Below are 21,596 nucleotides of genomic sequence, written 5' to 3'. Positions count from 1 at the left end.
GCTGGCGGCCTCATCCGCCGATGTAGCTCATCTCGACGCGCCGGGGCGCTGCCGCGTCGGGGGGGCTGTCGTCGGGGCCGCGCAGCGCGCGCAGCTCGGAATAGCGGTCGGCGCGGCCCTGCCAGATATGGCCGATGGCGGAGGCGATGTCGCCGTCGCTCGCGCCGTCGCGCAGCATCGGTCGCAGGTCGTGGCCCTGGCTTGCGAACAGGCACAGGTACAGCTTGCCCTCCGTCGACAGGCGCGCGCGGCTGCAGTCGTGGCAGAAGGCCTGGGTCACGCTGCTGATCACGCCGATCTCGCCGCCGCCGTCGGCATAGGCCCAGCGCTGGGCGGTTTCGCCGGGCGTGGTGGCTTCGAGCGGCACGAGCGGAAATTCGGCCGCGATGCGCGCGATGACTTCGGCCGAGGGCAGCACCTCGTCCATGCGCCAGCCGTTGGTGGCGCCCACGTCCATGTACTCGATGAAGCGCAGCACGACCTTGCCGCTGTGGTGCTCGCGGAAGTAGCGCGCCATCGGCAAGATTTCCTGCTCGTTGGTGCCGCGCTTGACCACCATGTTGACCTTGATCGGGCCCAGGCCCGCGGCCAGGGCCGCGTCGATGCCGGCCAGCACGTCGGCCACCGGAAAGTCGACGTCGTTCATGTGGCGGAACACGGCGTCGTCCAGGCTGTCCAGGCTCACGGTCACGCGCTGCAGGCCGGCGGCCTTCAGCGCGGCGGCCTTGCGCTTCAGCAGCGAGCCGTTGGTGGTGAGCGTGAGCTCGAGCGGGTCGCCGTCGGGCGTGCGCAGCTCGGCCAGTTGCGCGATGAGCCCCTCGATGTGCTTGCGCAGCAGCGGCTCGCCGCCGGTCAGGCGGATCTTGTGCACGCCGTGCGAGGCGAACAGGCGCGCCAGGCGCGTGATTTCCTCGAAGCTCAACAGGGCGCTGTGCGGCAGGTACTGGTAGTCCTTGTCGAACACGTCCTTGGGCATGCAGTAGCTGCAGCGGAAGTTGCAGCGGTCGGTCACGCTGATGCGCAGGTCGGTCAGCGGACGGCCCAGCCGGTCGGCCAGCAGGCCGGTGGCGGGCACGGCAATGTCCGGCGCGGCCACGACGGCGTGGCCGGCCTGAGCGATCGGAATGACGGTACTGCTGCTTTTCTTCATGGTGCGATGCCGATTTTGCGCCATGGCCCGCGACCGCGCGCCATGCGGGCTACTTCAGCACTGCCGCATAGACCATGTTGCGCGCGAGGCTTCGGTAGTGGGTGCGGTACTTGGGCGACTGCAGCATCAGCACCACGAACAGCTCGTTCTTCGGATCGACCCACATGTAGGTGCCGCCCGCGCCGCCCCAGTTGTACTCGCCGCCGCCGGACGGGTAGGGTGCCTCGCCGTCGTTGCGGCGCACCGCGAAGCCCAGGCCGAAGCCGTAGCCCGGGCCCGGCAGGTACAGCGGGCCGGGCACGATGCCGGCGCCGGCGTTCGAATGGTCGGTCGTCATCAGCGCCAGCGTGCGCGGGCCGAGGTAGCGGGTGCCGTCGAGCGTGCCGCCGTTGAGCAGCATCTGCAGGAAGCGCGCGTAGTCGGATGCGGTCGACACCAGCCCGCCGCCGCCCGATTCGAACTTGCGCACGATGCGCGGGTCGTTCAGGTCGGCGCCCACGCCGAAGCTGCGGTCGCTCGGCAGCGGCTCGGCGATGCGCGGCTGGCGCGCCGGCTCGGGCACGTAGTACGTGGTGTCCTTCATGCCCAACGGGTCGAACAGGCGCGCCTTTTCGAACTGGTACAGCGACTGGCCCGACACCACCTCGACCACGCGGCCCAGGATGTCGGTGGAGTAGCTGTAGTCCCAGGTCGTGCCGGGCTGGTAGGCCAGCGGCAGCTTGGCCAGGCGCTGCGAGAAATCGGCGCTGGTCGGATCGCCTTCCGCAAGGTTGGCGGCGTTGTAGGCCTGCTTGACGAGGCCCGGGCCGAAGAAGCCGTAGGTCAGGCCCGAGGTGTGGCGCATGAGGTCCTGCACGGTGATCGGGCGGCGCGCGGGCACGGTCTCGAGCACCGGCTTGCCGTCGGTGCCGGGCTTCTCGATGCCGACCGTCATGCGGGCGTACTCGGGCAGGTACATCGCGACCGGGTCGTCCAGCTTCATGCGGCCGTCTTCGACCAGCATCATCGCGGCGACCGTGGTGATGGGCTTGCTCATCGAGTAGATGCGGAAGATGCCGTCGCGCGGCATCGGCGTGCCGGCGGTGGCGTCGAGCTTGCCGACGGGTTCGAACCATGCGACCTTGCCCTGGCGCGCGACCAGCAGCACCGCGCCGGGGATCTTGCCGGCGGCCACGTCGGCCTTGAGCACGTCGGTGAGCTTCTGCAGGCGTTCGCCCGACAGGCCCACCGACTCGGGCCGGGCGGTGGGCAGCGACTGGGCGGTGGCGAGCAGCGGCAGGGCGAGGCTCAGGCCGAGCAGGGCCGTGCGCACCAGGGCGCGGCGCTTCAGGAAGGTCATGCGTGTTGTCTCCGTCGGTGGTGGATGGATGGAACCGGCAGGACGGTCTTGACGCCGTCCGTGCGAACCGGTCGCGGGGCAGTGTATCGGTGGATGGGCCATGGGGCGGCACGCGACCAGCTGGCCGATTGGCGGCATCTATGGCGCCGATATCTTGACGCAGACAATGAGAATTACTATCATTTGAACGCCTGAGTACGCAGCACAAGCACCACGCAAAGGGCTCTCTTCCAACAAGGAGCTTCCGAACCGTGCCGTACACCCTGCCAGCCTTGCCCTATGCCTTCGACGCGCTCGAACCCCACATCGACGCGCAGACGATGGAGATCCACCACGGCAAGCACCACCAGACCTACGTGAACAACCTGAATGCGGCGTTGAAAGACACGCCGCATGCGGACACGCCGGTCGAAGCCCTCATCGCCGGTATCGAGGAACTGCCCGAGGCGCTGCGCGCCCCCGTGCGCAACAACGGCGGCGGCCACGCCAACCACAGCCTGTTCTGGACCGTCATGGCCCCGGTGGGCGAGGGTGGCGGCGGGGCGCCTTCGGGCGCGCTCGCGCAGGCCATCGATACCGACCTGGGCGGCTTCGGTGCTTTCAAGGAGGCCTTCACCAAGGCCGCGCTCACGCGCTTTGGCAGCGGCTGGGCCTGGCTGGTCGTCGGTGCCGACGGCAAGCTCGCCGTGGAAAGCAGCGGCAACCAGGACAGCCCGCTGATGCGCGGCATCGGCTCGGGCAAGACCCCGATCCTGGGCCTGGACGTGTGGGAGCACGCCTACTACCTGAAGTACCAGAACCGCCGCCCGGAATACATCGCGGCCTTCTACAACGTGGTGAACTGGGCCGAGGTGGCCCGCCGCCATGCCGCCGCGACCGGCGGCCGATGAGCCGAAGAGGAGCCCGCCCATGAACGACACGCAGCTGCGCACGGTGGCCACAGCGCCGCCGCCCAGGTCGCCGCGCTCGGTGCGCGAATGGATCGGCTTTGCCATCGTCGCGGCCGGCGCGCTGGCGCTGGCGTCGCAGTTCTGGTCCTTCGTGCGCGCCGACCCGCTGGTGTGGAACGCGCTGCGCGGCGGTTCGGTGGCGGCGCTGGCGACCGCGCTGGGCACGCTGCCGGTGCTGTTCTCGCAGAGGCTGCCCGACCGGCTGCAGGACACGCTGTTCGGCTTCGGCGCCGGCGTGATGCTTGCGGCCTGCGCCTTCTCGCTGATCATTCCGGGGCTGGACGCCGCCAAGTCGATGGGCGTCTTCGGCGGCGGCGACTGGGCGGCGGGCGGCGTGATCGGCGCGGCCATCCTGCTCGGGGGCCTCGTGCTCATGACGATGGACCGCGTGCTGCCGCACGAGCATTTCATCAAGGGCCGCGAAGGGCAAAGCGGGCGGCAGCTGCGCCGCACGTGGCTCTTCGTGTTCGCGATCGCGCTGCACAACGTGCCCGAGGGTCTGGCCATCGGCGTCGGCTACGCGGCCAACAACGGCGTGCGCGCCGACGCGCTCGCCACGGGCATAGCGATCCAGGACGTGCCCGAGGGGCTGGTGGTGGCCGTGGCGCTGCTGGCGGCCGGCTACAGCCGCCTGTTCGCGGTGCTGATCGGCATGGCCTCAGGATTGGTCGAGCCGCTGGGCGCCGTGCTCGGCGCAGCGGTGGTGGGGCATTCGGCGATGCTGCTGCCCTGGGGGCTGGGCTTCGCGGCGGGTGCGATGCTGTTCGTGATCAGCCACGAGATCATTCCCGAGTCGCACCGCAAGGGGCACGAGGCCTATGCGACCAGCGGTTTGATGATCGGCTTCGTGCTGATGATGCTGCTGGACACCGCGCTGGGCTGACGCCCGGGCGCGGCGTCGTCAGCCTCAGCCGTGCTTGACGGCGATGGTCTTCAGCGTCGTGAAGCCGTACAGCGCCTCGAAACCCTTCTCGCGCCCGTAGCCCGACGACTTCACGCCGCCGAACGGCAACTCGACGCCGCCGCCCGCGCCGTAGTTGTTAATGAACACCTGGCCGCTCTTCACGCGCCGGGCCATGCGGAACTGGCGCGCGCCGTCGGCCGTCCAGACGCCGGCCACGAGGCCGAACTGGGTGGCGTTGGCGAGGGCCACGGCTTCGTCCTCGTCGGCGAACTGCATCGCGGCGAGCACGGGGCCGAACACTTCTTCCTGCGCCAGGCGATGGCCCACGGGCACGTCGCGCAGCAGGGTCGGGGCCTGGTAGAAGCCGGTCTCGGGCGCTTCCTCGACCACCACGCCCTGCGCCACCATCGGGATGCCGGCATGTTGCGCGTCGCTGAGGAAATCCCACACGCGCTGCTGCTGCGTCTGGCGGATCAGCGGGCCCACATCGAGGTCCATGGCCGCGGGGCCGACGCGCAGGGCTTCGAAGGCGTGGCCCAGGCGCTCGAGCAGGGGCTCGTAGATGTCGCGCTGGATCAGCACGCGCGAACCCGCCGAGCAGGTCTGGCCGGCGTTCTGCACGATGGCGTTGATCACCACGGGAATCACCGCGTCCAGGCCGGCGTCGGCGAACACGATCTGCGGGCTCTTGCCGCCCAGCTCGAGCGTGACCGGGCAGTGCCGCTCGGCCGCCACCTGCTGGATCAGCGTGCCGATCTTCGGGCTGCCCGTGAAGCTGATGTGGTCGATGCCTTCGTGGCGTGCGAGCGCGTCGCCCACCTCATGGCCGTAGCCCGTCACGATGTTGAGCGCGCCGGCCGGAAAGCCGACCTCGGCCGCCAGCTGCGCCACGCGGATCAGCGACAGGCAGGCGTCTTCGGCGGGCTTCACCACGCACACGTTGCCGGCCGCCAGGGCGCCGCCCACGCTGCGCCCGAAGATCTGCATCGGGTAGTTCCACGGAATGATGTGGCCCGTGACGCCGTGCGGCTCGCGCCAGGTGAAGACGCTGTAGCCGTCCTGGTAGGGAATGGTCTCGCCGTGCAGCTTGTCGCAGGCGCCGGCGTAGAACTCGAAGTAGCGCACCAGCGCCACCGCGTCGGCGCGGGCCTGCTTCACGGGCTTGCCGCAGTCGCGCTGCTCGATGAGCGCGAGCTCGTCGACGTGCTCGGCGATCTTCTGCGAGAGCTTGAAGAGCAGGCGGCCGCGGTCGGCGGCGCTGACCTTGTGCCACACGCCCTCGAAGCAGTCGCGCGCGGCGCGCACGGCGGCGTCGATGTCGGCTGCGTTGCTGCGCTGGATCTCGTCGAAGGGCTGGCCGTCCGACGGGTCGATGACGGGGAGGGTGCGGCCGGAGGCGGAGGGAACGTCCGCGTTGGCGATGTAGTTGAGCTGCATGGGACGAGATTTTGCGCGAAGCCCGCCCCGCGCGTGACGCCCCGGCCGGCCCGCCTTACTTCGCCGCGGTGGCTTTGGGCAGCGCGCGCACGGCGTTCAGCATGCGCTCGACGTGCTTGTCGGGGTTGAGGTTCTGGTAGTAGTAGGCGACTTTGCCGTCGGTCGCGATCACGTACGACAGGCGGTTGGCGAAGTCGGGCCGGGTCTGCATCAGCGCGTCGAAGCCCTGGATCACGGTCTTGCCCTGGTCGGAGGCCACCGGAAAGCGGCTCTGGCAGGACTTGACCGAGAACTTGGAGAGCGTGTCGATGTCGTCGGCCGACACGCCGATCACCGAGGCGCCCAGCGCGGCGAACTGGTCGACCGCCTCGGCGAAGGCGTGGGCCTCGATGGAGCAGTCGTTGGAGTCGGCCGCCGGAAAGAAGTACAGCACCACCGGTCCCTTGGCCAGCGCCTCGGCCAGCGAGTAGCGGAAGGTCTTGCCGCCCAGCGCGGCCGTGGCCGTGAACTTGGGCACCGGGTCGCCGATGTCGAGTGCGGCGTGGGCAGTGGGTACCCCGGCGGCGAGGGCCGCGGCCCACAAAGCGGTGCGCAAAAGGAGCGATCGGGCCATGATGTAACTCCGAAGCGAAGTGAATCGAATTCTAGGACGACGCTTCGCAAAAAGGGCCCCGTTGAAACCGCCGCGGGAGGACCGGCGTACATCAGGGCAGTGGCATCCACAACGACAAGAGGAACCCGACCATGAACGCCTGGGCCCGATCTCTTCTGCGCATGGCGCTGGCCGGCGTGCTGCTGGCATTGCTCGGCGCGTGCGGCTCGCTGCCGCCGGCGCGCGAACGCCCGGCCGAACACGCCGCCGCGGCCGACCCGGGCACCGCGCTCGCGAAGATCGCCGCGGCCTCCACGCCGCCCGGCGAGCATTCGGGCTTCCGGCTGATGCCGCTGGGCGTGTACTCGCTCGACGCGCGCATCCAGCTCGCGCAGCGCGCCGAGCACTCGCTGGTGGTGCAGTACTACCAGCTCGAGAACGACGCCACCGGCCGGCTGCTGCTGCGCACGCTGCGCGAGGCGGCGGCGCGCGGCGTGAAGGTGCGGGTGCTGGTGGACGACCTGTACACGGTGAAGAGCCAGCAGCTGTTGCTGGCGCTGTCCGAGACGCCCAATGTGTCGGTGCGCCTGTTCAACCCGTTCTGCTGCGCGCGCGACGGGTTCCTGTCGCGCTTCGTGGTGTCGATCTTCGACATCCACCGGCTCAATCACCGCATGCACAACAAGCTCTTCATTGCCGACGGCGCGATGGCGGTGGTGGGCGGGCGCAACATCGCCGACGAGTATTTCGTGCTGAGCGAGGCGCAGAACTTCATCGACATGGACGCGCTGGTGGTCGGCAAGGTGGTGCCGCAGCTCGAGTCCATCTTCGACGCCTACTGGAACAGCGACCAGATCTGGCCCATTGCCGAGATCGTGCGCGCGGAGGCCGGCGCCGCCACCTTCGATGCCGAGATCGGCATGTCGGGCCCGCCGCCGAAGGTCGTGCTGCCGCCCTCGGACATCCTCGGCTACGGCCCCATCGCCGAAGAACTCGACGGCGGCCGCATGGGCCTGCTGTGGGGCGAGGCCCGCGCCATCGCCGACCCGCCCTCCAAGCCCACGACGCTGACGGCCGAAGATGCCATTGCCACCAGCGTGACGATGAAGGTCTGGGCGCTGCTGCTCGACGCCAAGACCGAGGTCGATCTGACCTCGCCCTACCTCGTGCCCGGCGAGCGCGGCATGGCGGCCTTCGAGGACCTGGCCAAGCGCAAGGTCAAGCTGACGCTGCTGACCAATTCGCTGGCCGCCAACGACGAGCCGCTGGTGCACACCGGCTACGCGCGCTACCGCGAGCGCCTGCTGAAAGGCGGCGCCGACCTGTACGAGCTGAGCCCGCAGCGCACCACCGCGAGCATGCGTTTCGGCAGCTTCGGCAACTCGCTGGGCCGGCTGCACGCCAAGACCGCCGCCATCGACAAGACGCGCATCTTCATCGGCTCGATGAACCTCGATCCGCGCTCGGCCAGCCAGAACACCGAGATGGGCGTGGTGGTCGACAACCCGCAGCTGGCGCGCGAGATGCTGCGCATCATCCATGTGAGCAAGCTGCAGAACTCGTACCGGCTGCGGCTGTCGAAGGAGGGCGGCACGCTCGAATGGCTCACGAACGACGGCGAGAAAGAGGTGATCCTCACCTCGGAACCCGAGTCGGGTTTCTTCCAGCGCCTGTACAACACCCTGATCTCCCCGCTGGTGCCCGAGATGCTGTTGTAGCCTCGGGGGATGGCACAGACCTTCACTTCTCTTTCGGCCCCGCAGGTCATGCTGTGGGGCCTGCTGTTCTTCGGGGGCATCTACCTGGGTTTCGGCGCGCTCACCTGGCTGCTCACGAAGCGCGTGCTGCCGGCGCTGGGCATCGGGCGCGCGCTCGACCCTCGGCCGCTGCAGCCCGGCCAGCTGCGGCGCGAGCTCACGCAGTCGGGCATCTCGGTGCTGATCTTCGGGCTGGGCATGGTGTTCCCGTGGGGGCTGCTGCAGCTGGGCTGGGCGCGGCTCGAGCCTGACGCGGGCTGGCGCCGCATCGGGCTCGAGATCCTCGTGCTCGCGGTGTGGAACGACGTGCATTTCTGGCTCAACCACCGGCTGCTGCACACGCGCTGGCTGCGCCGCTTCCATGGTCCGCACCATCGCTCGTTCGTGACCACGCCGTGGGCCACCTACAGCTTTCACCCGATCGAGGCGCTGATGCTCGGCAACGTGATCCTGCTGCCGATGGTGCTGCACGACTTCAGCTTCTGGTCGCTGGCGTCGGTGCCGGTGTTCAGTCTGTTCTTCAACTGCGTCGGGCATTCGAACTACGACTTCGTGCCCGGCGTGTCGTACAGCCACTGGTTCGCCGCGAGCCGCCGGCATCACCTGCACCATGCCGTGCACAACGGCAACTACGGCTTCCAGTTCACCTTCATGGACCGGCTGTTCCGCACGCGCATTGCGGCCGACGCGGCCGAGCCGCTGTTCCAGGCGTTTCGAAAGAAGCATGGCGCCACGACGGCCTGACGCGCGCCATCGGCTGCCGCGGCTGCGCCACTGGCGCGACTGGCAAAGCCTGGCGTACCTCGTCGCCTTGCCCGCGCTGGCGGCGTGGCAGTGGGTGCACGGCTTCCAGGTGGTGCTGTATGCGCTGATGCTGTTCCTCACGCTCGGCATCGGCGTGATCCACCACAACCACGTGCACCTGCGCATGTGGCGCGGTCGGCGCATGAACCGGTTCACCGACTTCTGGATCACGCTGCTGCAGGGCCACCCGACCTTCGTCTTCTGGCCCGCGCATGTGGCCAACCACCATCGCCATCGTCATGGACCGAAGGACGTGGCGCGCACCTACCGCTTCGGCGGCGACACCAACCATCTGTGGGGCTACCTGCTGCATCCGTTCCAGGCCGTGTGGGTGCTGACGCCGGTGTTCTTCGGCTGGCTCGCGCGGCTGCACCGGCACCACCGCGGCGCCTGGCGCTATTGCATGGCGCAGTACGCGCTGTGGCTGGCGAGCTGGACCGTGCTCTTGGCGATCGACTGGCGCAAGGCATTGCTCTTCGTGATCGTGCCGCAACTGCACGGCCTGCACTGGCTGCTGGCCACCAACTACCTGCAGCACGCGCATGCCGACGGCCGCAAGACGCCGCGCAAGGAGGCATCCGGCGATACCCGTGGTAGCCAGCTGAACTACGCGCGCAATTTCGAGGGGCTGGTGAACCCCTTGCTGTTCAACATCGGCCTGCACACCGCACACCACGAGAACCCGCATGCCCATTGGTCCGAGCTCACGCACCTGCATCACACGCGCTACCGCGCGCAGGTCGCGCCCGCGCTCAACGAGGGCGGGCTGGTGCCGTACATGGTGCGCGTCTTCGTGCTGGGGACCGTGTGGCCGCGTTTTCGCAGCCGCTCGCTGATGCCTCCCGATTCACCTATTGCCTGAACCCATGCCCGTTTCATTCCAACGCGTGTACCTCGAAAGCGCCGGCTATTTCATGCCCGGCGAGCCTGTTCCCAACGACCGCATGGACGCGTACATCGCGCCGCTCAACCGCATGTCGGAGCGCATCAAGCGCCGCATCCTGGCCGAGAACGGCATCCTCACGCGGCACTACGCGATCGACGAAGAAGGCGTGACGCGCCACACCAACGCGCAGCTGGCGGCCGGCGCGATCCGCGACTGCCTGCAGCGTGGCGGCGCCGAGCTGTCGCGCGTGTCGCTGCTGGCCAGCGGCTCCTCGGGCGGCGACACGCTGATGCCCGGCTTCGCGAACATGATCCAGGGCGAGCTGGCGGCGCAGCCGATGGAAACGCATTCGGTGCACGGCATCTGCGCGGCCGGCGTGTCGGCGATCCAGACGGCGGCGCAGGGCATCGAACTGGGCGCGCACCGTTCGGCGCTGGCGGTGGCCAGCGAAATGCCGTCGCGCCTATTCAAGCGCTCGCGCTTTGCCGCGCGCGGCTACGAGACCGATTTCGACTCGCACTTCCTGCGCTGGATGCTGTCCGATGGCGCGGGCGCGCTGCTGCTGTCCGACGGCACGCCCGCGTTGGCCGGCAAGCCGGGGTTGCGCCTGAAGCTGAAGTGGGTGCACCAGCGCGCGTTCTCGGGCGACTACCCGGTGTGCATGCAGCTGGGCCTCACCGAAGACCGCGCGCGCGGGCATCTCGATTTCGGCTCATGGGCCGAGGCCGAGGCAGCCGGCGCGTTGTCGCTGCGCCAGGACATCCGGCTCTTGCCGCACCTGTTCGACATCGGCATCCACGAATACGCGGGCCTGGTGCGCGACGGCTGGGTCGATCCGAAGCGGGTCGACCATTTCCTGTGCCACTACTCGTCGGAAAAATTCATCCCGGTGGTCGAAGACCTGATGGCCAAGGCCGACCTGGCGATTCCGCGTGAGCGCTGGTGGAGCAACCTCGCGTGGCGCGGCAACACGGGCGCGGCATCGATCCTCGTGATGCTGGCGGAGTTCCTGCACACCAAGGCGCTGAAGCCGGGCGAGCAGATCTTCTGCTACGTGCCGGAGTCGGGGCGCTTCATGGCGGCGTACATGCTGCTCGAGGTCGAGGCCGTCGATGCGGCGCCTGTCGTGATCGCGCCCCGCGCGGCGGCGGTGGCGCCCGACGACGACCTCGTCATCGCGCCCCCGCACGACCCGGCCGCCGCGCCCGAGGGCTTGGGCGCCTTGCTGACCGAACTGGCCGCCATCTGGCACGACTACCGCTCGCGCGTGTGGCGCACGCCGCTGATCCGCCAGATCCGCGAGCGCCGCTTTGCCGTGCCCGACTACCTGAACTGGATGGAACAGTGGGTGCCGCAGGTGCGCGAAGGCAGCCTGTGGATGCGCGAAGGCGCCGCCTCGCTGAGCGAGCCGTACCGGATGCTGTCGTCGCTGATCGACGTGCACGCGGGCGAGGAGCAGAACGACTTCAACATCCTCTTCAGCGACTACCGCAAGGCCGGCGGCACGGTCGAATCGATCGACGAGCTGCGCCGCAACCCCGGCGGCGAGGCGCTCAACGCCTACCTGCACGGCCTGGCCGCCACGCGCGACCCGATCGGCCTCCTGGGCGCGATCTACATCATCGAAGGCACAGGCCAGCGCATCGTGCCGGCGCTGCTGCCGCTGCTCAAGGCCAGCCTGAAGCTGCCGCCCGACGCGTTCCGTTTCCTCGAGTACCACGGCCACAACGACGAGCACCACTTGAACCGCTGGCTCGCCGCGGTCGAGATGGTGATGGCCGTGGAAGGGCAGGCCCGCGCCGCCCGCCAGATTGCCGACACCGCGCGCCACACGGCGGCGCTGTACCTGATGCAGTTCCAGCACATCACCGAACGAATGCCCCATGGATCGAACGCCTGAGTTTTTGACGCAAGCCCACGACGAGCGCGACCCCAGCCCCTGGCTGGCGCTGTACCTCGACCAGAGCACGCCGCTGCCCGACGACGTGAAGGCGGCGTGGCTGGCCGATTCGAGCTCGGCCTCGCGCCAGTACCTGCTGCCGTTCCTGCGGCCGATCGCGCGGCTGACGATCATCCTGATCCAGATCGTGAAGGTGTTCGTGCCGCGCAACTGGTCGCACTCGATGCTGCTGCACCGCTTCCTGGCGTGGGGGCTCAAGCGCTTCGTGTCGCCCGAGGCGAACTGGCTGATCCTGCGGCACTTTCACCTGGGCTCGCAGGTGCTGGCCTTCATCGGCCGCAACTCGCCCGCGCCCGTGGGCACCTCGCCGCTGGAGCCGGCCGACATCGACGCGCTGAAGGACGAGATGTTCCTGAAGCACGACCTGAACCTGTTCAACTTCGTGATCCGGCTGAACACGGCGCTGCGCGACAAGGGGCTGGCGCTGTGCAAGGCCGAGCAGGTCGATTTCTCGATGATCCAGCCGCCGGCGTTGCGGCTGGAAGACATGCCGCAGGGCAAGCTGAATTTTCTCGACCTGCAAAGCGCCATCGAGCTGTTCACTCCGCTGTACCAGCTGATGCTGACCGACAACGATTTCTGGCGCGCCGCCAACTCCTTGCAACTGGACGAAACCATCGGCATCTACGCGGCGACGATCCTGAACGCGCCCGAGCACCTGATCCTGGTCAACAACAAGCATCCGCTGGTGCCGCTGTCGACCTTGCGGGCCGGGCACCGGCTGGTGATCCACGGCCTGTCGACCGAAATGCTTCACAGCCTGCTCCAGCGCATGCGCGCGGCGCAGGAAGCCATGTCGGCAGAGACACTTCCGCGCGACCCGCCCCTTGCATAGGGGTATGCTGTCCCCACATGCAAACCATGAACACGACCCGAAATCCGTCTCCCAAGACCGATCTGGCAGTGACCCACGTGCTGGCTCAACTGCTGGAGAGGCTTGAGCACAGCGCCGTGCCGGTTGGTGCCGAGCAGTACCGCTCGGTGGTCGAGCACCTGGTGCATGAATTCGAAGACGTCGAGCCCGGTGCGGAATTGGGCCAGTTGCTCGATGCCTATCCGGCTGCCTCCGAGGTCTACGAAAATATGAATTACCAGCACGCCGGCCTTTGCCGCTCGGCGCTGGACGTTTCCCTGGCCGCCGAAGGCGCAGCCAGGGAAGCCATTGCCCGCGCCATGCGCGGTGACGAATCGAACAAGGACAAGATGCATGGCCAAGGGTGAAGTGAAAACGGCAGTGGTGGCGGACGGGCTGCGCTACAAATCGAAGGCGCCGGGCTCTCCGTTCCGCGCCTCGGCGTCGTTCAGCGGGGCCACGATGTCCTGCTTCATGTGCGGCAAGCACCGCGTGCGTTCGCAGCTGCGCACGCGCCAGGTGCTGGGCAAGTCGCAGACCGTCTGCGCGCCTTCGTGCAAGGCGCTCGACGAGGCCCTCGAGGCCGAAGCATCGTCGAGCTGAGCGCCTAGCACGGCGCCGCGTCGCGTTGGCGACATGGCCTCATCGGCATGTCGTCGATTGCCTTCCATCCCGGTCGCAATCGATATACAGTTGGACACAAATGATGCAAGTAATTGCATTTAATCTAAAGTTCTAATTTGTAGCCGATGACCACTCAAATCCAGCAAGAAGGCGATCGGTGCCCCGCAGCGGGCGTGGATTTTTCTCTGCGTGGAGGGCCTGAGCTGTGAACAAGCCACGTCACGTCGTCATGCAGGTCGTCAAGCGCTCGTCCGGCAGCGCCACGCACCATGTCGAATTCCTCATGGACGACAACTTTGCCGAGCGCCTGCGCCAATTGCGCTCGCTGGTGCCGCCGCTGGGTGCCCTCAACAAGCAACGCGACCTCGTGATCGACAAGGTGCGCGTGCGCCTGCCCAACGCCATCTGGCGCTCGGGCAACGAGATCGCCATCGACGGCGGGGTGGACGGCTCCTGCATCGTGATTGCGGCCGAGGGCTCGTTCAACTGCGGCGGCAAGGACCGCCGCACGCGCGAAAAGCTCGTGACCTACAACTTCTCGATCGCACGCCTGATCGAGTTGCACGGCGAACGCCCCGAAGGCGAAACGCTCTACATCCGCGACGGCGTGTTCGCCAATGACGAACCGGCCGAATCGCCGGCCGGCCGCTGGGTGGCTTCCATGCACGAACTCGAAGTGGTGATGCGCGTGCCCGATGCGCCGTCCGATTTCGACACGCTGCACGACCTCACGCTGCGCGCCGACGGGCAGCCGACGCAGGCGGGCGCGCTGAGCCCGCACCGCGCCAGCATCTACTGACCCCGGCTGACGAACTCAGGCCGACGTTGCCGCAGGCGCGCCCACGGGCGTGAACTGCGCGCGGTTGTCGGCCAGCCAGCGCGCCGAGAGGCTGCTGTCCTGCTGGTCGGGGTGGAAGTCGCTGCGCAGGTACTGGCGCCAGCCCGCGAGATTGCCCCGCAGCAGGCCGCCGCGGCCCAGCAGGATGCGCGCGGCACTCTTCCAGGTGGCCCACTTCCACAATTGCTTTTCATGCCGCAGGTTGTCGGCCGTCTGGCGCATCAGGTCGCCGAGGAACATCACCGTCACGCGGCGGAACCAGCGCGTGCGCCATTCGTCGGAGCCGCCCGCGGCCTTGTAGATGTCGAAGGCCACGCTCTTGTGCTCCAGCTCTTCGGCGCTGTGCCAGAGCCACATCGTGCGCAGCCGGGGCTCGGCGCCGTCGAGGATCTCGGGGCGGGCCAGCAGCCACTCGGCGAACATGGCCGTGAAGTGCTCGGTGGCCGCCGTCACGGCCAGCGCGTGGCGCGGATCGGCGCCGTCCATCAGCTCCATGCGCTGGCTGGCGCGCGCGGTCCAGCGGTCGACCAGGCCCTGCTGCTCGAGATGCGCGTTGAACAGCGAATGGATGCGCCGGTGCGTGGCTTCCTGGCCGATGAAGCCGCGCACGTCGGCGCGGTGGCGTTCCTGCACCTCGGGCGGCAGCGTGGCCATGGCGTCGCGCACGGCGTCGATGAAGAACTGCTCGCCGAAGGGGAAGCTCATCGACAGGGCGTTGAAGAAAGCGGTCGAGAAGGCATCGCCGCCGCACCAGTCGTGCGAGAAGGGCGGTTGCAGATCGATCAGCAGGCGGCGGACAACGAGTTCGGTCATGGGGTGGCAATTCCTGAGTTCGTGGGTAAAAGTTGGTACAACTCCGTACCGCGTGCCGCCATGGTGCAATTGTGAGCTGGTACTGTCAAGTACCAAGGCGTAGGAAAATGAATCGCACATGACTGCCACCATCGACAAAACCGCCACGCCCGATGCCGCCGAAGGCGCGCCCAGCGAGCACTACGCGCGGCTGCTGCAGGGCATGGCGCATGCCGTGGCGGCCAAGGGCTACGCCGACACCACCATCGCCGACATCGTGCGCGAGGCCGCCGTGTCGCGGCGCACGTTCTACGAACACTTCAGCACCAAGACCGAGTGCCTGATCGCGCTGTACGAAACGGCCAGCCGGCTCGGCCTGCAGGCCGTGAGCGAGGCCTTCGACCCGGCCCAGCCGTGGCACACGCAGGTGGAGCAGGCGATGACCGCGTACATGGACTACCTCGCGCAAGACCCGGTGCTGCTGCGCACGCTGTTCGTCGAAATCCTCGGGCTGGGCCTGCCGGGCTTGGCGGCGCGGCGGCGCGTGAACGGCGAGATCGCCAACTTCATCCAGGTGGCGATCAACAGCAGCGATTCAGGGGAGGTGCCCGCGGCGCACATGAGCAGCCAGATGGCGATGACGGTGGTGGGGGGCATCAACGAACTGGTGCTGCAGGCCATCGAGCAGGACCGCGTGGGCGACCTGCGCGAGCTGGTGGCGCCGGCCACGCGGCTGGTGCGCGCCGTGGCGGCGGACAGCCGACGCTAGTCGCGTTCGTTCTGGCGTGGCGTGGCCGCAGCCCACAGCACGAGCAGCCCCGCCACCACCATCGTCGCCAGCGCGCCCAGGTACGGCAGCACGTCGTGCAGCGGCGCCCCCATCTGGTTGAGTCGCAGCGAGGCCTGGATGCCCGCCGTGCTCGGGAACAGCCAGCGCAGCGCCTGCAGCGGCGCGGGCAGGGCTTCGACAGGCCACGAGAAGCCCGAGAGAAAGGCCATTGGCAGCGCAGTGAAGAGCAGCACCTGCAGCGCGCGTTCGCGGTCGCGGAACCAGCAGCCCAGCAGCAGGCCCAGCACGCAGATCGCAGGCACGTAGAACAGCAGCAGCACCAGCGCGGCGAACGGATTGCCGCCGCGCGGGTAGTCCTGGAGGAAGAACACCCAGCCGAAATAGAACAGGCCGCTCAGCACGCCGAAGCCCGACAGCGCGCCCAGCCGCCCCAGCCACGCGCCCATGCCCGCGCGCAGCCGGCCGGCCTCGGCCCAGGTGCCGGCCAGCATCGCGGCGCCCATCAGCAGCGTCTGCTGCAGGATCAGCAGCGCCACCGCCGGCACCACGTAGCTGCCGTAGCCCTCGGTCGGGTTGAACAGCGCCACCAGCTGCGTGTTGAGCGGGCTGCGGCTGCGCGCGGCCTGCACCGCGCTTTGGCCGCCGGCCTGCAGCTTGCGGATTTCGACGCCGGCCGACACCGTGCCCACCGCCTCGGAGAAGCCGTACAGCACCGCCTTGTTCAGCAGCGCGTAGGCGCCGTTGCCCTCGATGCTCACCACCGCCGGAGTGCCGCGCAGCACGTTGCGCTTGAGGTCCTGCGGCAGCAGGGCGTAGCCCTCGATCTCGCCGCGCCACAGCGCCTGCTGCGCCTCGTGCACGTCGGACGTGACCATGCGCACGTCCAGCCGCGGGCTGGCCATGGCGAAGCGCGCGATCTGCCGTGACAGCCCGCTGTGGTCCTGGTCGACCACCGCCACCGGCACCCGCGTGACGGCCTGCGTGCCGTAGGGCCACGGGTAGAAGAAGCCGTAGATGATGGGCGCGAGCAGCATGATCAGCAGCACGCCCTTGTCGCGCAGCACGCCGCGGGCGGTGTCGCGCCAGGCGGCGGCGAAGCCCTGGATGCGCGCGCTCATCAGCGGCCTCCCCACGTCTCGGGTGCCGCGGCGGCGCGCACCAGCAGCGTCGCCGACACGGCCAGCAGCACCGCGGTGCCCACCACCATCCACAGCGGCGTGGCGGCCGAGTAGGCCAGGGGCGCGCCCATCTGCAGCTGCTCCATCTGCACGCGGATGTAGTGCGTGTAGGGCAGCAGGCCGGCCCACAGCTGCGCGAGCACCGGCATGGCGACCAGCGGAAAGCCCACGCCGCCAAATGCGAAGGCCGGCGCGGTGATGAAGCCGGTGGCCGACAGCGCGGTGCGCAGCGAGCGCGTGAGGCTGGCCACGAAGGCGCCGAGCGCGATCGACAGCGCCAGGAACACCATCAGCGCGAACAGCGTCCATCCCACCGAGCCGACTGGGTGCCAGCCGCGGCCCGCCGTGATCCACAGCATGGCGGCCAGGCCCACCGCCGACAGGCTCGCGAACGGCAGCGCCAGCTTGCCCGTGAGGGCGGCCAGCGCTTCGGGCCAGCGTGGCGCGGCGCCGAGCCAGCCGCCCAGGCTGCGGTCGCGCAGCTCGCGGCCGACGGCCCAGGCGCCGGCCGTCATCGCGAGGATGTGCAGCAGCGCGGGAATGAGCGCGGCGCCGAGAAACTGCTCGTAGTCGGTCGAGGTGTTGAACAGCGCAACCATGCTGGCCTTGACCGGGTCCATGCTGACGCGCGCGGCCTTCATCGACTCGCCGCGCTTGTTGCGCACCGCAAGCTCGACGCCGGCCGACACCGTGGCGACGGCGGTGCGCACGTCGCGCTGGATCAGGCTCGAATGCGTGCCCAGCTGCGCGTTGTGCAGCAGCACGACCTGCCCGACGCGGCCCTGCTTGACGTCACGGCTCAGCTCGCGCGGCAGCTGCACCGCCGCGTCGACGGCGCCGCTGGTGAGCGCGCGCTGCATCTCGCCTTCGTCGGCGTACTGCTGCGCCACGCGCAGGCCCGGCGTGGCGTCCAGGAAGCGCACCAGCTGGCGCGAGAGGGGGGAGTGGTCCTGGTCGAGCACGCCGATCGGCAGGCGCTCGGGCAGGCCGGCCGAGAAGATCCACCAGATCAGGAACACCGCGAGCAGCGGCACCCACGAGATCATGGCCAGGTCCCACGGGCGCGTGCGCAGCAGCGCGAATTCGCGCCGGGCGCTGGCGGTGGAAAAGCCGCGCAGGCTCATGGCGGGTGCGGCGTCAGTCGACCAGAACGCTCATGCCGGGGCGCGCGCCTTCGATCGGCTTGAGCGGCCGGGCGCGGACCTCGAAGGTGCGCACGTCGAAGCCGGCGCCGCCGCGCGTGGCGCGCCAGGTGGCGAAGTCGGGCAGCACGCCGCTGTAGTAGACCTTGAAGCGGGCCGTGCGCCGGTCCTCGGGCAGGGCGGGCAGGCGGGCGTCGAATTCCTTGTCGAGCGCGAAGCGGGCCAGCCGGTCTTCGCGCACGTTGAGCACCACCCACTGGTCGTTCAGGTCGACCACCGTGACCACGGCCACGCCCTGCGGCGAGAGTTCGCCGACCTTGGCGAGCACCTTGGCCACCTCGCCGGCGACCGGGCTGCGCAGTTCGGTCTCGGCCTTGGCGGCTTCCACCTCGGCCACCACGCCGGCCACCTGTCTCGCCTGTGCGTTGGCGGCGGCCTTGTCCTCGGGGCGGGCGCCGGTGCGCGCCATGTCGTACTGCGCCTTGGCCGCCACGGCGGCGTCGCGCGAGGCCTTCCAGTTGGCTTCGGCTTCGTCGCGCTTCTGGTCGGCCACGAGGCCGTCGCGCGCCAGGCCGTCGACACGGCGGAACGAGGTCTGCGCGAGCTGCGCGGCGGTCTCGGCGCGCTGCCACTGCATGCGCGCCATTTCGATTTCCTGCGGGCGGGCGCCGTTCTGCGCCTTGTCGGCCACGGCCTGCGCGGCCTGTTCGGCGGCGGTGGCCTGCGCCAGCTTGGCGCGCACCTCGGGGCTGTCCATGCGCACCAGCAGGGCACCGGCCTGGATGCGGTCGCCTTCCTTCACCGCCACTTCGGCGATGCGGGCGGTGACCTTGCCGGCCAAGTCGGTCTCGCGCGCTTCCATCTGGCCCTGGAACACCTCGGGCGCCGGCTGCGCGGCGCGCCAGAAGCCCCAGGCGAGCAGCACCAGCACGAGCAGTGCGGCGGCGATGGCGATCAGTCGGCGGGTCTTGGCACTCATCATGGTCAGTTCACCTTCACGTCGGCGCGCGCGATGTAGTCGGAAAAAGTCTCGGACAGGCCCGCGCTCTCGAGCAGCTGCGCGAGCGCCTGCACGTAGTCGTTGGCGGCCTGCGCGCGTTCGGTCAGCACCTTGGCCTGGTTGGTCTCGGCGTCGATCAGGTCGAGCGTGGTGCTGGTGCCTTCGCGCAGCCCGGCGGTGCGCAGCTTGACCACCTCTTGTGCAAGCTCGACCGAGACCTTCATCTCGAGGTACTGGCGGCGTGCGTTGTCCAGCGCGCGCCAGTTGCGCTCGACCAGCAGCGAGATGTCGCTGCGCGCCTGCAGGTCGGTGCGCTCGGCCTGTTCGACCTGCTTGTGCGAGGCGGCCGACAGTGCGTTGCGGTCGACCGAGTCGTACAGCGTCCAGCGCACGCCGAGGCCGGCCACCCAGTCGGCGTTGCCGCTCTTGATTTCGCGCGTACCGAAGGCAATCACCTGCGGCCGGCGCAAGGCTTCTTCGCCTTCGTGCAGCTGCTCGGCCTGTGCCTTCTTGGCTGCGACCTTGCCCAGGCCCGGATGCCGCGTCAGCGCCGCATCGATGAAGTGGCCGAGCGGTTCGATCGGCGCGCTGATGAGAAACAGCGGCGTCTGCGGCGTGACGCTGCCTTCGGCGCGCACCGTGCGCGCCAGGGCCACGCCCGCGAGCGCGGCGTCGTTCTCGGCCTTGCGGGCGTTGCGGCGCGCTTCTTCGTACGCGGCGCTGGCCTGCAGTCGCTCGACGCGCGAAATGACGCCGGCCGCGAGCATCTTCTGCGCCGCCGCGTCGTGCTGGGCGATGGTGCGCTCGGCCTGCAGGCGCAGGGTGGCGGCGCGCTGCGCGAGCTGGGCGCCGAAGTAGCGCTGCACCAGCAGCGTGTCGACCTCGTGGCCGGCCTGTTCGGCATCGGCCTGGGCCTCGCGCGCCTGCGCCGAGACAAAGCCTCGCACCGCGTCGGTCGCGCCGCCGAGGTAGAGCGGCCACACGGCCGACACCGAGGCGTTGGCGCCGGTGTCGTGGCGGTTCAGCGTGTAGCTGTTGGGCAGCTGCGGAATCGGCACGCGCGAGACGAAGCTCTGGATCGACGGCGGCAGCGACGAGCCGATCTGGCCGAGCTTCTGGTTGAGCGGGTCGAGGTCGAGGTTCAGGTTCGCGTTGTACGCATAGGCCAGCCCCGAGATGCTGACCACCGGCCCGCCCAGGCGCTTGACGCCTTCGCTCTGCAGTTCCTTGGCTTCGACGGCCATGCGCGCGGCGGCCAGCTTGTCGGAGCGCTCGACCATGCGCTGGCGCGCGGCATCGAAGCTCAGCGCCAGCGTGCTGGAGGTGTCGCCGCGGGCCTGCTGCTGCGCGAAAGCCGCGCCACCGAGGAAGGCCGGCAACAGCAGCAGGGACGGAAGAAGGGCGAGGCGAGGTCGTGTCATCGGCATCAGGCGGTCTTGTGCAGCAGGGCGTCGAGCTCCTGCTGCAGGATCACGGGAAAGGCGGCCTGCACCGCCCCGGTGGCCAGCGGCCGTGCTTTCTCGAGCAGCTGCGCGGCGCGGCCGGCATCGAGGGTGTCGCCGGAGAGCAGGCTGTCGGCCAGCGTGCGCAGCCAGCGCCGCGCCACGGTGCGCAGCGTGCGGACCATGGTTTCCTGCATGCCGATCACCGCTTCGAGCGGCAGGCCGAGCGCGGCCAGCTGTTCGGCGACCTGGCCGAGCGCCGGGCTCAGCACCTGCACCTGGCCGTCGGGCAGTTCGCGCATGAGGCCGGCGCGGGTGGCGCGGCCGAGCAGGGCGGGCGTCATCTGTCCTTGCCATTTGGTGGCCAGCGCCTGGGCCGACACCACCACGGGCGTTTCTTCGGCGAACAGGCTGCCCGACACCGAGCGGGCCACGGCCAGCAGGTCGGGCCAGGTGGAGGCCGGCGCGCGCGTGAAGATGCGGCGGATCGCCTCGATGCCGAAGCCCTGTTCGCGCAGTTCGCGGATCAGCGCCAGGCGTTGGACGTGGTCGGCGCCGTACAGGCCGAGCCGGCCCTGCAGCCGCGGCGGCGGCAGCAGGCCGCCCGTGGTGTAGGCGCGGATGTTGCGCACCGTGACGCCCGTGCGCGCCGCCAGGGCCTCGATGGAGAGGTCCTGCGGGGCCGTGGAATCGGGTGTGGCGGCGGATGCGTTCATGTGACAGTTTCAATGTTACATCGAAAATGTTGCATAAAACCAGCCCGGATCGCGCGGTCCGGGCGGGGCATCCTCAGCCCGGCTTGCGCTGCGCCGGGTCGTAGAAGAACTGTTCGTCGGCGATGCGCTCGCCGTCCCAGCGCTGCCAGGCGATCTCTTCCATGCGCATGCGGCCGCCGCCCTTGAACGTGAACTCGAAGATCCAGTGGATGCCGACGTGGTCGCCGTTCACCAGCACCGGCCGCACGCAGGTCGATGCCACCGACTCGGTGCGCGCGAGCACGGCGCTTTCCTGCGCAACGAGCGTGCTGCGCCCGCGCCGCGGCTCGGCCTGGTTCTCGCGCATCGTGGCGTCTTCGGTGTAGAAATCTTCGATGACCTGCGCATGCGCGCCGCCTTCGACGGCGGCAATGAAGGCTTCGAGCCGGGCGGGCGTGGGCAT

The 21,596-nt window shown here is 69.2% G+C and carries 22 protein-coding genes; 11 read left to right on the top strand and 11 right to left on the bottom strand.

The window, feature by feature from the left end; translation table 11 throughout:
• Window positions 1–10 precede the first annotated feature (10 nt).
• Window positions 11–1,150 (bottom strand): GTP 3',8-cyclase MoaA, encoded by a 1,140-nt coding sequence (gene moaA / locus AC1RL8_RS04165; RefSeq protein ID WP_492683983.1) that lies wholly within the window; start codon window positions 1,148–1,150, stop codon window positions 11–13.
• A gap of 49 nt (window positions 1,151–1,199) precedes the next feature.
• Entirely contained in the window at window positions 1,200–2,489 is a 1,290-nt protein-coding gene (locus AC1RL8_RS04160; RefSeq protein WP_492683982.1) for a serine hydrolase domain-containing protein, read from the bottom strand.
• A 251-nt stretch (window positions 2,490–2,740) separates the two neighbouring features.
• Here AC1RL8_RS04160 and AC1RL8_RS04155 point away from each other — a divergent pair, with 251 nt between their 5' ends.
• The gene (locus AC1RL8_RS04155; RefSeq protein WP_492683981.1) at window positions 2,741–3,379 is read left to right on the top strand and encodes a superoxide dismutase; all 639 of its coding nucleotides are present in this window, start codon (window positions 2,741–2,743) and stop codon (window positions 3,377–3,379) included.
• Between the two features lie 19 nt (window positions 3,380–3,398).
• Complete coding sequence (locus AC1RL8_RS04150; RefSeq protein WP_492683980.1) at window positions 3,399–4,322, top strand: ZIP family metal transporter; 924 nt, start codon at window positions 3,399–3,401, stop codon at window positions 4,320–4,322.
• A gap of 24 nt (window positions 4,323–4,346) precedes the next feature.
• On the opposite strand, the gene AC1RL8_RS04145 is transcribed toward AC1RL8_RS04150, so the two are convergent.
• A complete protein-coding gene (locus AC1RL8_RS04145) occupies window positions 4,347–5,780 on the bottom strand; it encodes an aldehyde dehydrogenase family protein (protein WP_492683979.1) in 1,434 nt (477 codons plus the stop codon).
• Window positions 5,781–5,835: 55 nt separating this feature from the next.
• The gene (locus AC1RL8_RS04140) at window positions 5,836–6,393 is read right to left on the bottom strand and encodes a peroxiredoxin (RefSeq protein ID WP_095745539.1); all 558 of its coding nucleotides are present in this window, start codon (window positions 6,391–6,393) and stop codon (window positions 5,836–5,838) included.
• 131 nt (window positions 6,394–6,524) lie between these two features.
• Between AC1RL8_RS04140 and AC1RL8_RS04135 the strand changes: the two genes are divergently transcribed.
• The 8 genes from AC1RL8_RS04135 (at window position 6,525) to AC1RL8_RS04100 (ending at window position 14,055) form a co-directional block, all read left to right on the top strand.
• A complete protein-coding gene (locus tag AC1RL8_RS04135) occupies window positions 6,525–8,090 on the top strand; it encodes a phospholipase D family protein (RefSeq protein WP_492683978.1) in 1,566 nt (521 codons plus the stop codon).
• A gap of 9 nt (window positions 8,091–8,099) precedes the next feature.
• Complete coding sequence (locus AC1RL8_RS04130; RefSeq protein WP_095745538.1) at window positions 8,100–8,873, top strand: sterol desaturase family protein; 774 nt, start codon at window positions 8,100–8,102, stop codon at window positions 8,871–8,873.
• A complete protein-coding gene (locus tag AC1RL8_RS04125; RefSeq protein ID WP_492683977.1) occupies window positions 8,854–9,795 on the top strand; it encodes a fatty acid desaturase family protein in 942 nt (313 codons plus the stop codon). The genes AC1RL8_RS04130 and AC1RL8_RS04125 overlap by 20 nt, the downstream gene beginning before the upstream one ends.
• A gap of 4 nt (window positions 9,796–9,799) precedes the next feature.
• Window positions 9,800–11,719, top strand: a complete 1,920-nt coding sequence (locus AC1RL8_RS04120) for an iron-containing redox enzyme family protein (protein WP_159276637.1) — start codon at window positions 9,800–9,802, stop codon at window positions 11,717–11,719.
• Complete coding sequence (locus tag AC1RL8_RS04115; protein WP_492683976.1) at window positions 11,703–12,614, top strand: DUF6999 family protein; 912 nt, start codon at window positions 11,703–11,705, stop codon at window positions 12,612–12,614. Before AC1RL8_RS04120 ends, AC1RL8_RS04115 begins: the two co-directional genes overlap by 17 nt.
• Before the next feature lie 26 nt (window positions 12,615–12,640).
• Complete coding sequence (locus tag AC1RL8_RS04110) at window positions 12,641–13,000, top strand: hypothetical protein (RefSeq protein WP_370680636.1); 360 nt, start codon at window positions 12,641–12,643, stop codon at window positions 12,998–13,000.
• Window positions 12,987–13,235, top strand: a complete 249-nt coding sequence (locus AC1RL8_RS04105) for a hypothetical protein (RefSeq protein WP_056580179.1) — start codon at window positions 12,987–12,989, stop codon at window positions 13,233–13,235. The genes AC1RL8_RS04110 and AC1RL8_RS04105 overlap by 14 nt, the downstream gene beginning before the upstream one ends.
• 226 nt (window positions 13,236–13,461) lie before the next feature.
• Window positions 13,462–14,055 (top strand): hypothetical protein, encoded by a 594-nt coding sequence (locus tag AC1RL8_RS04100; protein WP_070060930.1) that lies wholly within the window; start codon window positions 13,462–13,464, stop codon window positions 14,053–14,055.
• Between the two features lie 15 nt (window positions 14,056–14,070).
• On the opposite strand, the gene AC1RL8_RS04095 is transcribed toward AC1RL8_RS04100, so the two are convergent.
• Window positions 14,071–14,907, bottom strand: a complete 837-nt coding sequence (locus AC1RL8_RS04095; RefSeq protein ID WP_492683975.1) for a metal-dependent hydrolase — start codon at window positions 14,905–14,907, stop codon at window positions 14,071–14,073.
• A 118-nt stretch (window positions 14,908–15,025) separates the two neighbouring features.
• Between AC1RL8_RS04095 and AC1RL8_RS04090 the strand changes: the two genes are divergently transcribed.
• Entirely contained in the window at window positions 15,026–15,655 is a 630-nt protein-coding gene (locus AC1RL8_RS04090) for a TetR/AcrR family transcriptional regulator (RefSeq protein WP_062473073.1), read from the top strand.
• Here AC1RL8_RS04090 and AC1RL8_RS04085 read toward each other — a convergent pair.
• The 6 genes from AC1RL8_RS04085 to AC1RL8_RS04060 form a co-directional block, all read right to left on the bottom strand.
• Window positions 15,652–16,794, bottom strand: a complete 1,143-nt coding sequence (locus AC1RL8_RS04085; protein ID WP_492683974.1) for an ABC transporter permease — start codon at window positions 16,792–16,794, stop codon at window positions 15,652–15,654. The two genes, AC1RL8_RS04090 and AC1RL8_RS04085, sit on opposite strands and share 4 nt — an antisense overlap.
• Window positions 16,794–17,978 (bottom strand): ABC transporter permease, encoded by a 1,185-nt coding sequence (locus AC1RL8_RS04080; protein WP_492683973.1) that lies wholly within the window; start codon window positions 17,976–17,978, stop codon window positions 16,794–16,796. The genes AC1RL8_RS04085 and AC1RL8_RS04080 overlap by 1 nt, the downstream gene beginning before the upstream one ends.
• Window positions 17,979–17,991: 13 nt before the next feature.
• Window positions 17,992–18,978, bottom strand: coding sequence for an HlyD family secretion protein (locus AC1RL8_RS04075; protein ID WP_492683972.1), 987 nt, complete (start codon window positions 18,976–18,978; stop codon window positions 17,992–17,994).
• Between the two features lie 2 nt (window positions 18,979–18,980).
• Window positions 18,981–20,417, bottom strand: coding sequence for a TolC family protein (locus tag AC1RL8_RS04070; RefSeq protein WP_492683971.1), 1,437 nt, complete (start codon window positions 20,415–20,417; stop codon window positions 18,981–18,983).
• 5 nt (window positions 20,418–20,422) lie between these two features.
• On the bottom strand, window positions 20,423–21,154 hold the full coding sequence (locus AC1RL8_RS04065; RefSeq protein WP_492683970.1) for a MerR family transcriptional regulator: 732 nt from the start codon (window positions 21,152–21,154) through the stop codon (window positions 20,423–20,425).
• Between the two features lie 73 nt (window positions 21,155–21,227).
• Window positions 21,228–21,596 carry a nuclear transport factor 2 family protein gene (locus tag AC1RL8_RS04060; RefSeq protein ID WP_492683969.1) on the bottom strand — a complete coding sequence of 123 codons (369 nt, stop codon included), beginning with the start codon at window positions 21,594–21,596 and terminating at the stop codon, window positions 21,228–21,230.

Source organism: Variovorax sp. GW822-FHT04E09 (genome assembly GCF_058800845.1).
Note: the sequence above shows the minus strand (reverse complement) of the source record. Positions and strands in the feature narration are given on the sequence as shown.

What these genes read in the sequence shown, in the direction of transcription:
- AC1RL8_RS04150 (WP_492683980.1), top strand. Translation starts at nt 3,399, where the DNA reads ATGAACGACACGCAGCTGCGCACGGTGGCCACAGCGCCGCCGCCCAGG.
- AC1RL8_RS04160 (WP_492683982.1), bottom strand. Translation starts at nt 2,489, where the DNA reads ATGACCTTCCTGAAGCGCCGCGCCCTGGTGCGCACGGCCCTGCTCGGC.
- AC1RL8_RS04080 (WP_492683973.1), bottom strand. Translation starts at nt 17,978, where the DNA reads ATGAGCCTGCGCGGCTTTTCCACCGCCAGCGCCCGGCGCGAATTCGCG.
- AC1RL8_RS04110 (WP_370680636.1), top strand. Translation starts at nt 12,641, where the DNA reads ATGAACACGACCCGAAATCCGTCTCCCAAGACCGATCTGGCAGTGACC.
- AC1RL8_RS04085 (WP_492683974.1), bottom strand. Translation starts at nt 16,794, where the DNA reads ATGAGCGCGCGCATCCAGGGCTTCGCCGCCGCCTGGCGCGACACCGCC.
- AC1RL8_RS04090 (WP_062473073.1), top strand. Translation starts at nt 15,026, where the DNA reads ATGACTGCCACCATCGACAAAACCGCCACGCCCGATGCCGCCGAAGGC.
- AC1RL8_RS04130 (WP_095745538.1), top strand. Translation starts at nt 8,100, where the DNA reads ATGGCACAGACCTTCACTTCTCTTTCGGCCCCGCAGGTCATGCTGTGG.
- AC1RL8_RS04115 (WP_492683976.1), top strand. Translation starts at nt 11,703, where the DNA reads ATGGATCGAACGCCTGAGTTTTTGACGCAAGCCCACGACGAGCGCGAC.
- moaA (WP_492683983.1), bottom strand. Translation starts at nt 1,150, where the DNA reads ATGAAGAAAAGCAGCAGTACCGTCATTCCGATCGCTCAGGCCGGCCAC.
- AC1RL8_RS04125 (WP_492683977.1), top strand. Translation starts at nt 8,854, where the DNA reads ATGGCGCCACGACGGCCTGACGCGCGCCATCGGCTGCCGCGGCTGCGC.
- AC1RL8_RS04145 (WP_492683979.1), bottom strand. Translation starts at nt 5,780, where the DNA reads ATGCAGCTCAACTACATCGCCAACGCGGACGTTCCCTCCGCCTCCGGC.
- AC1RL8_RS04105 (WP_056580179.1), top strand. Translation starts at nt 12,987, where the DNA reads ATGGCCAAGGGTGAAGTGAAAACGGCAGTGGTGGCGGACGGGCTGCGC.
- AC1RL8_RS04070 (WP_492683971.1), bottom strand. Translation starts at nt 20,417, where the DNA reads ATGACACGACCTCGCCTCGCCCTTCTTCCGTCCCTGCTGCTGTTGCCG.
- AC1RL8_RS04120 (WP_159276637.1), top strand. Translation starts at nt 9,800, where the DNA reads ATGCCCGTTTCATTCCAACGCGTGTACCTCGAAAGCGCCGGCTATTTC.
- AC1RL8_RS04060 (WP_492683969.1), bottom strand. Translation starts at nt 21,596, where the DNA reads ATGCCCACGCCCGCCCGGCTCGAAGCCTTCATTGCCGCCGTCGAAGGC.
- AC1RL8_RS04075 (WP_492683972.1), bottom strand. Translation starts at nt 18,978, where the DNA reads ATGATGAGTGCCAAGACCCGCCGACTGATCGCCATCGCCGCCGCACTG.
- AC1RL8_RS04140 (WP_095745539.1), bottom strand. Translation starts at nt 6,393, where the DNA reads ATGGCCCGATCGCTCCTTTTGCGCACCGCTTTGTGGGCCGCGGCCCTC.
- AC1RL8_RS04135 (WP_492683978.1), top strand. Translation starts at nt 6,525, where the DNA reads ATGAACGCCTGGGCCCGATCTCTTCTGCGCATGGCGCTGGCCGGCGTG.
- AC1RL8_RS04095 (WP_492683975.1), bottom strand. Translation starts at nt 14,907, where the DNA reads ATGACCGAACTCGTTGTCCGCCGCCTGCTGATCGATCTGCAACCGCCC.
- AC1RL8_RS04065 (WP_492683970.1), bottom strand. Translation starts at nt 21,154, where the DNA reads ATGAACGCATCCGCCGCCACACCCGATTCCACGGCCCCGCAGGACCTC.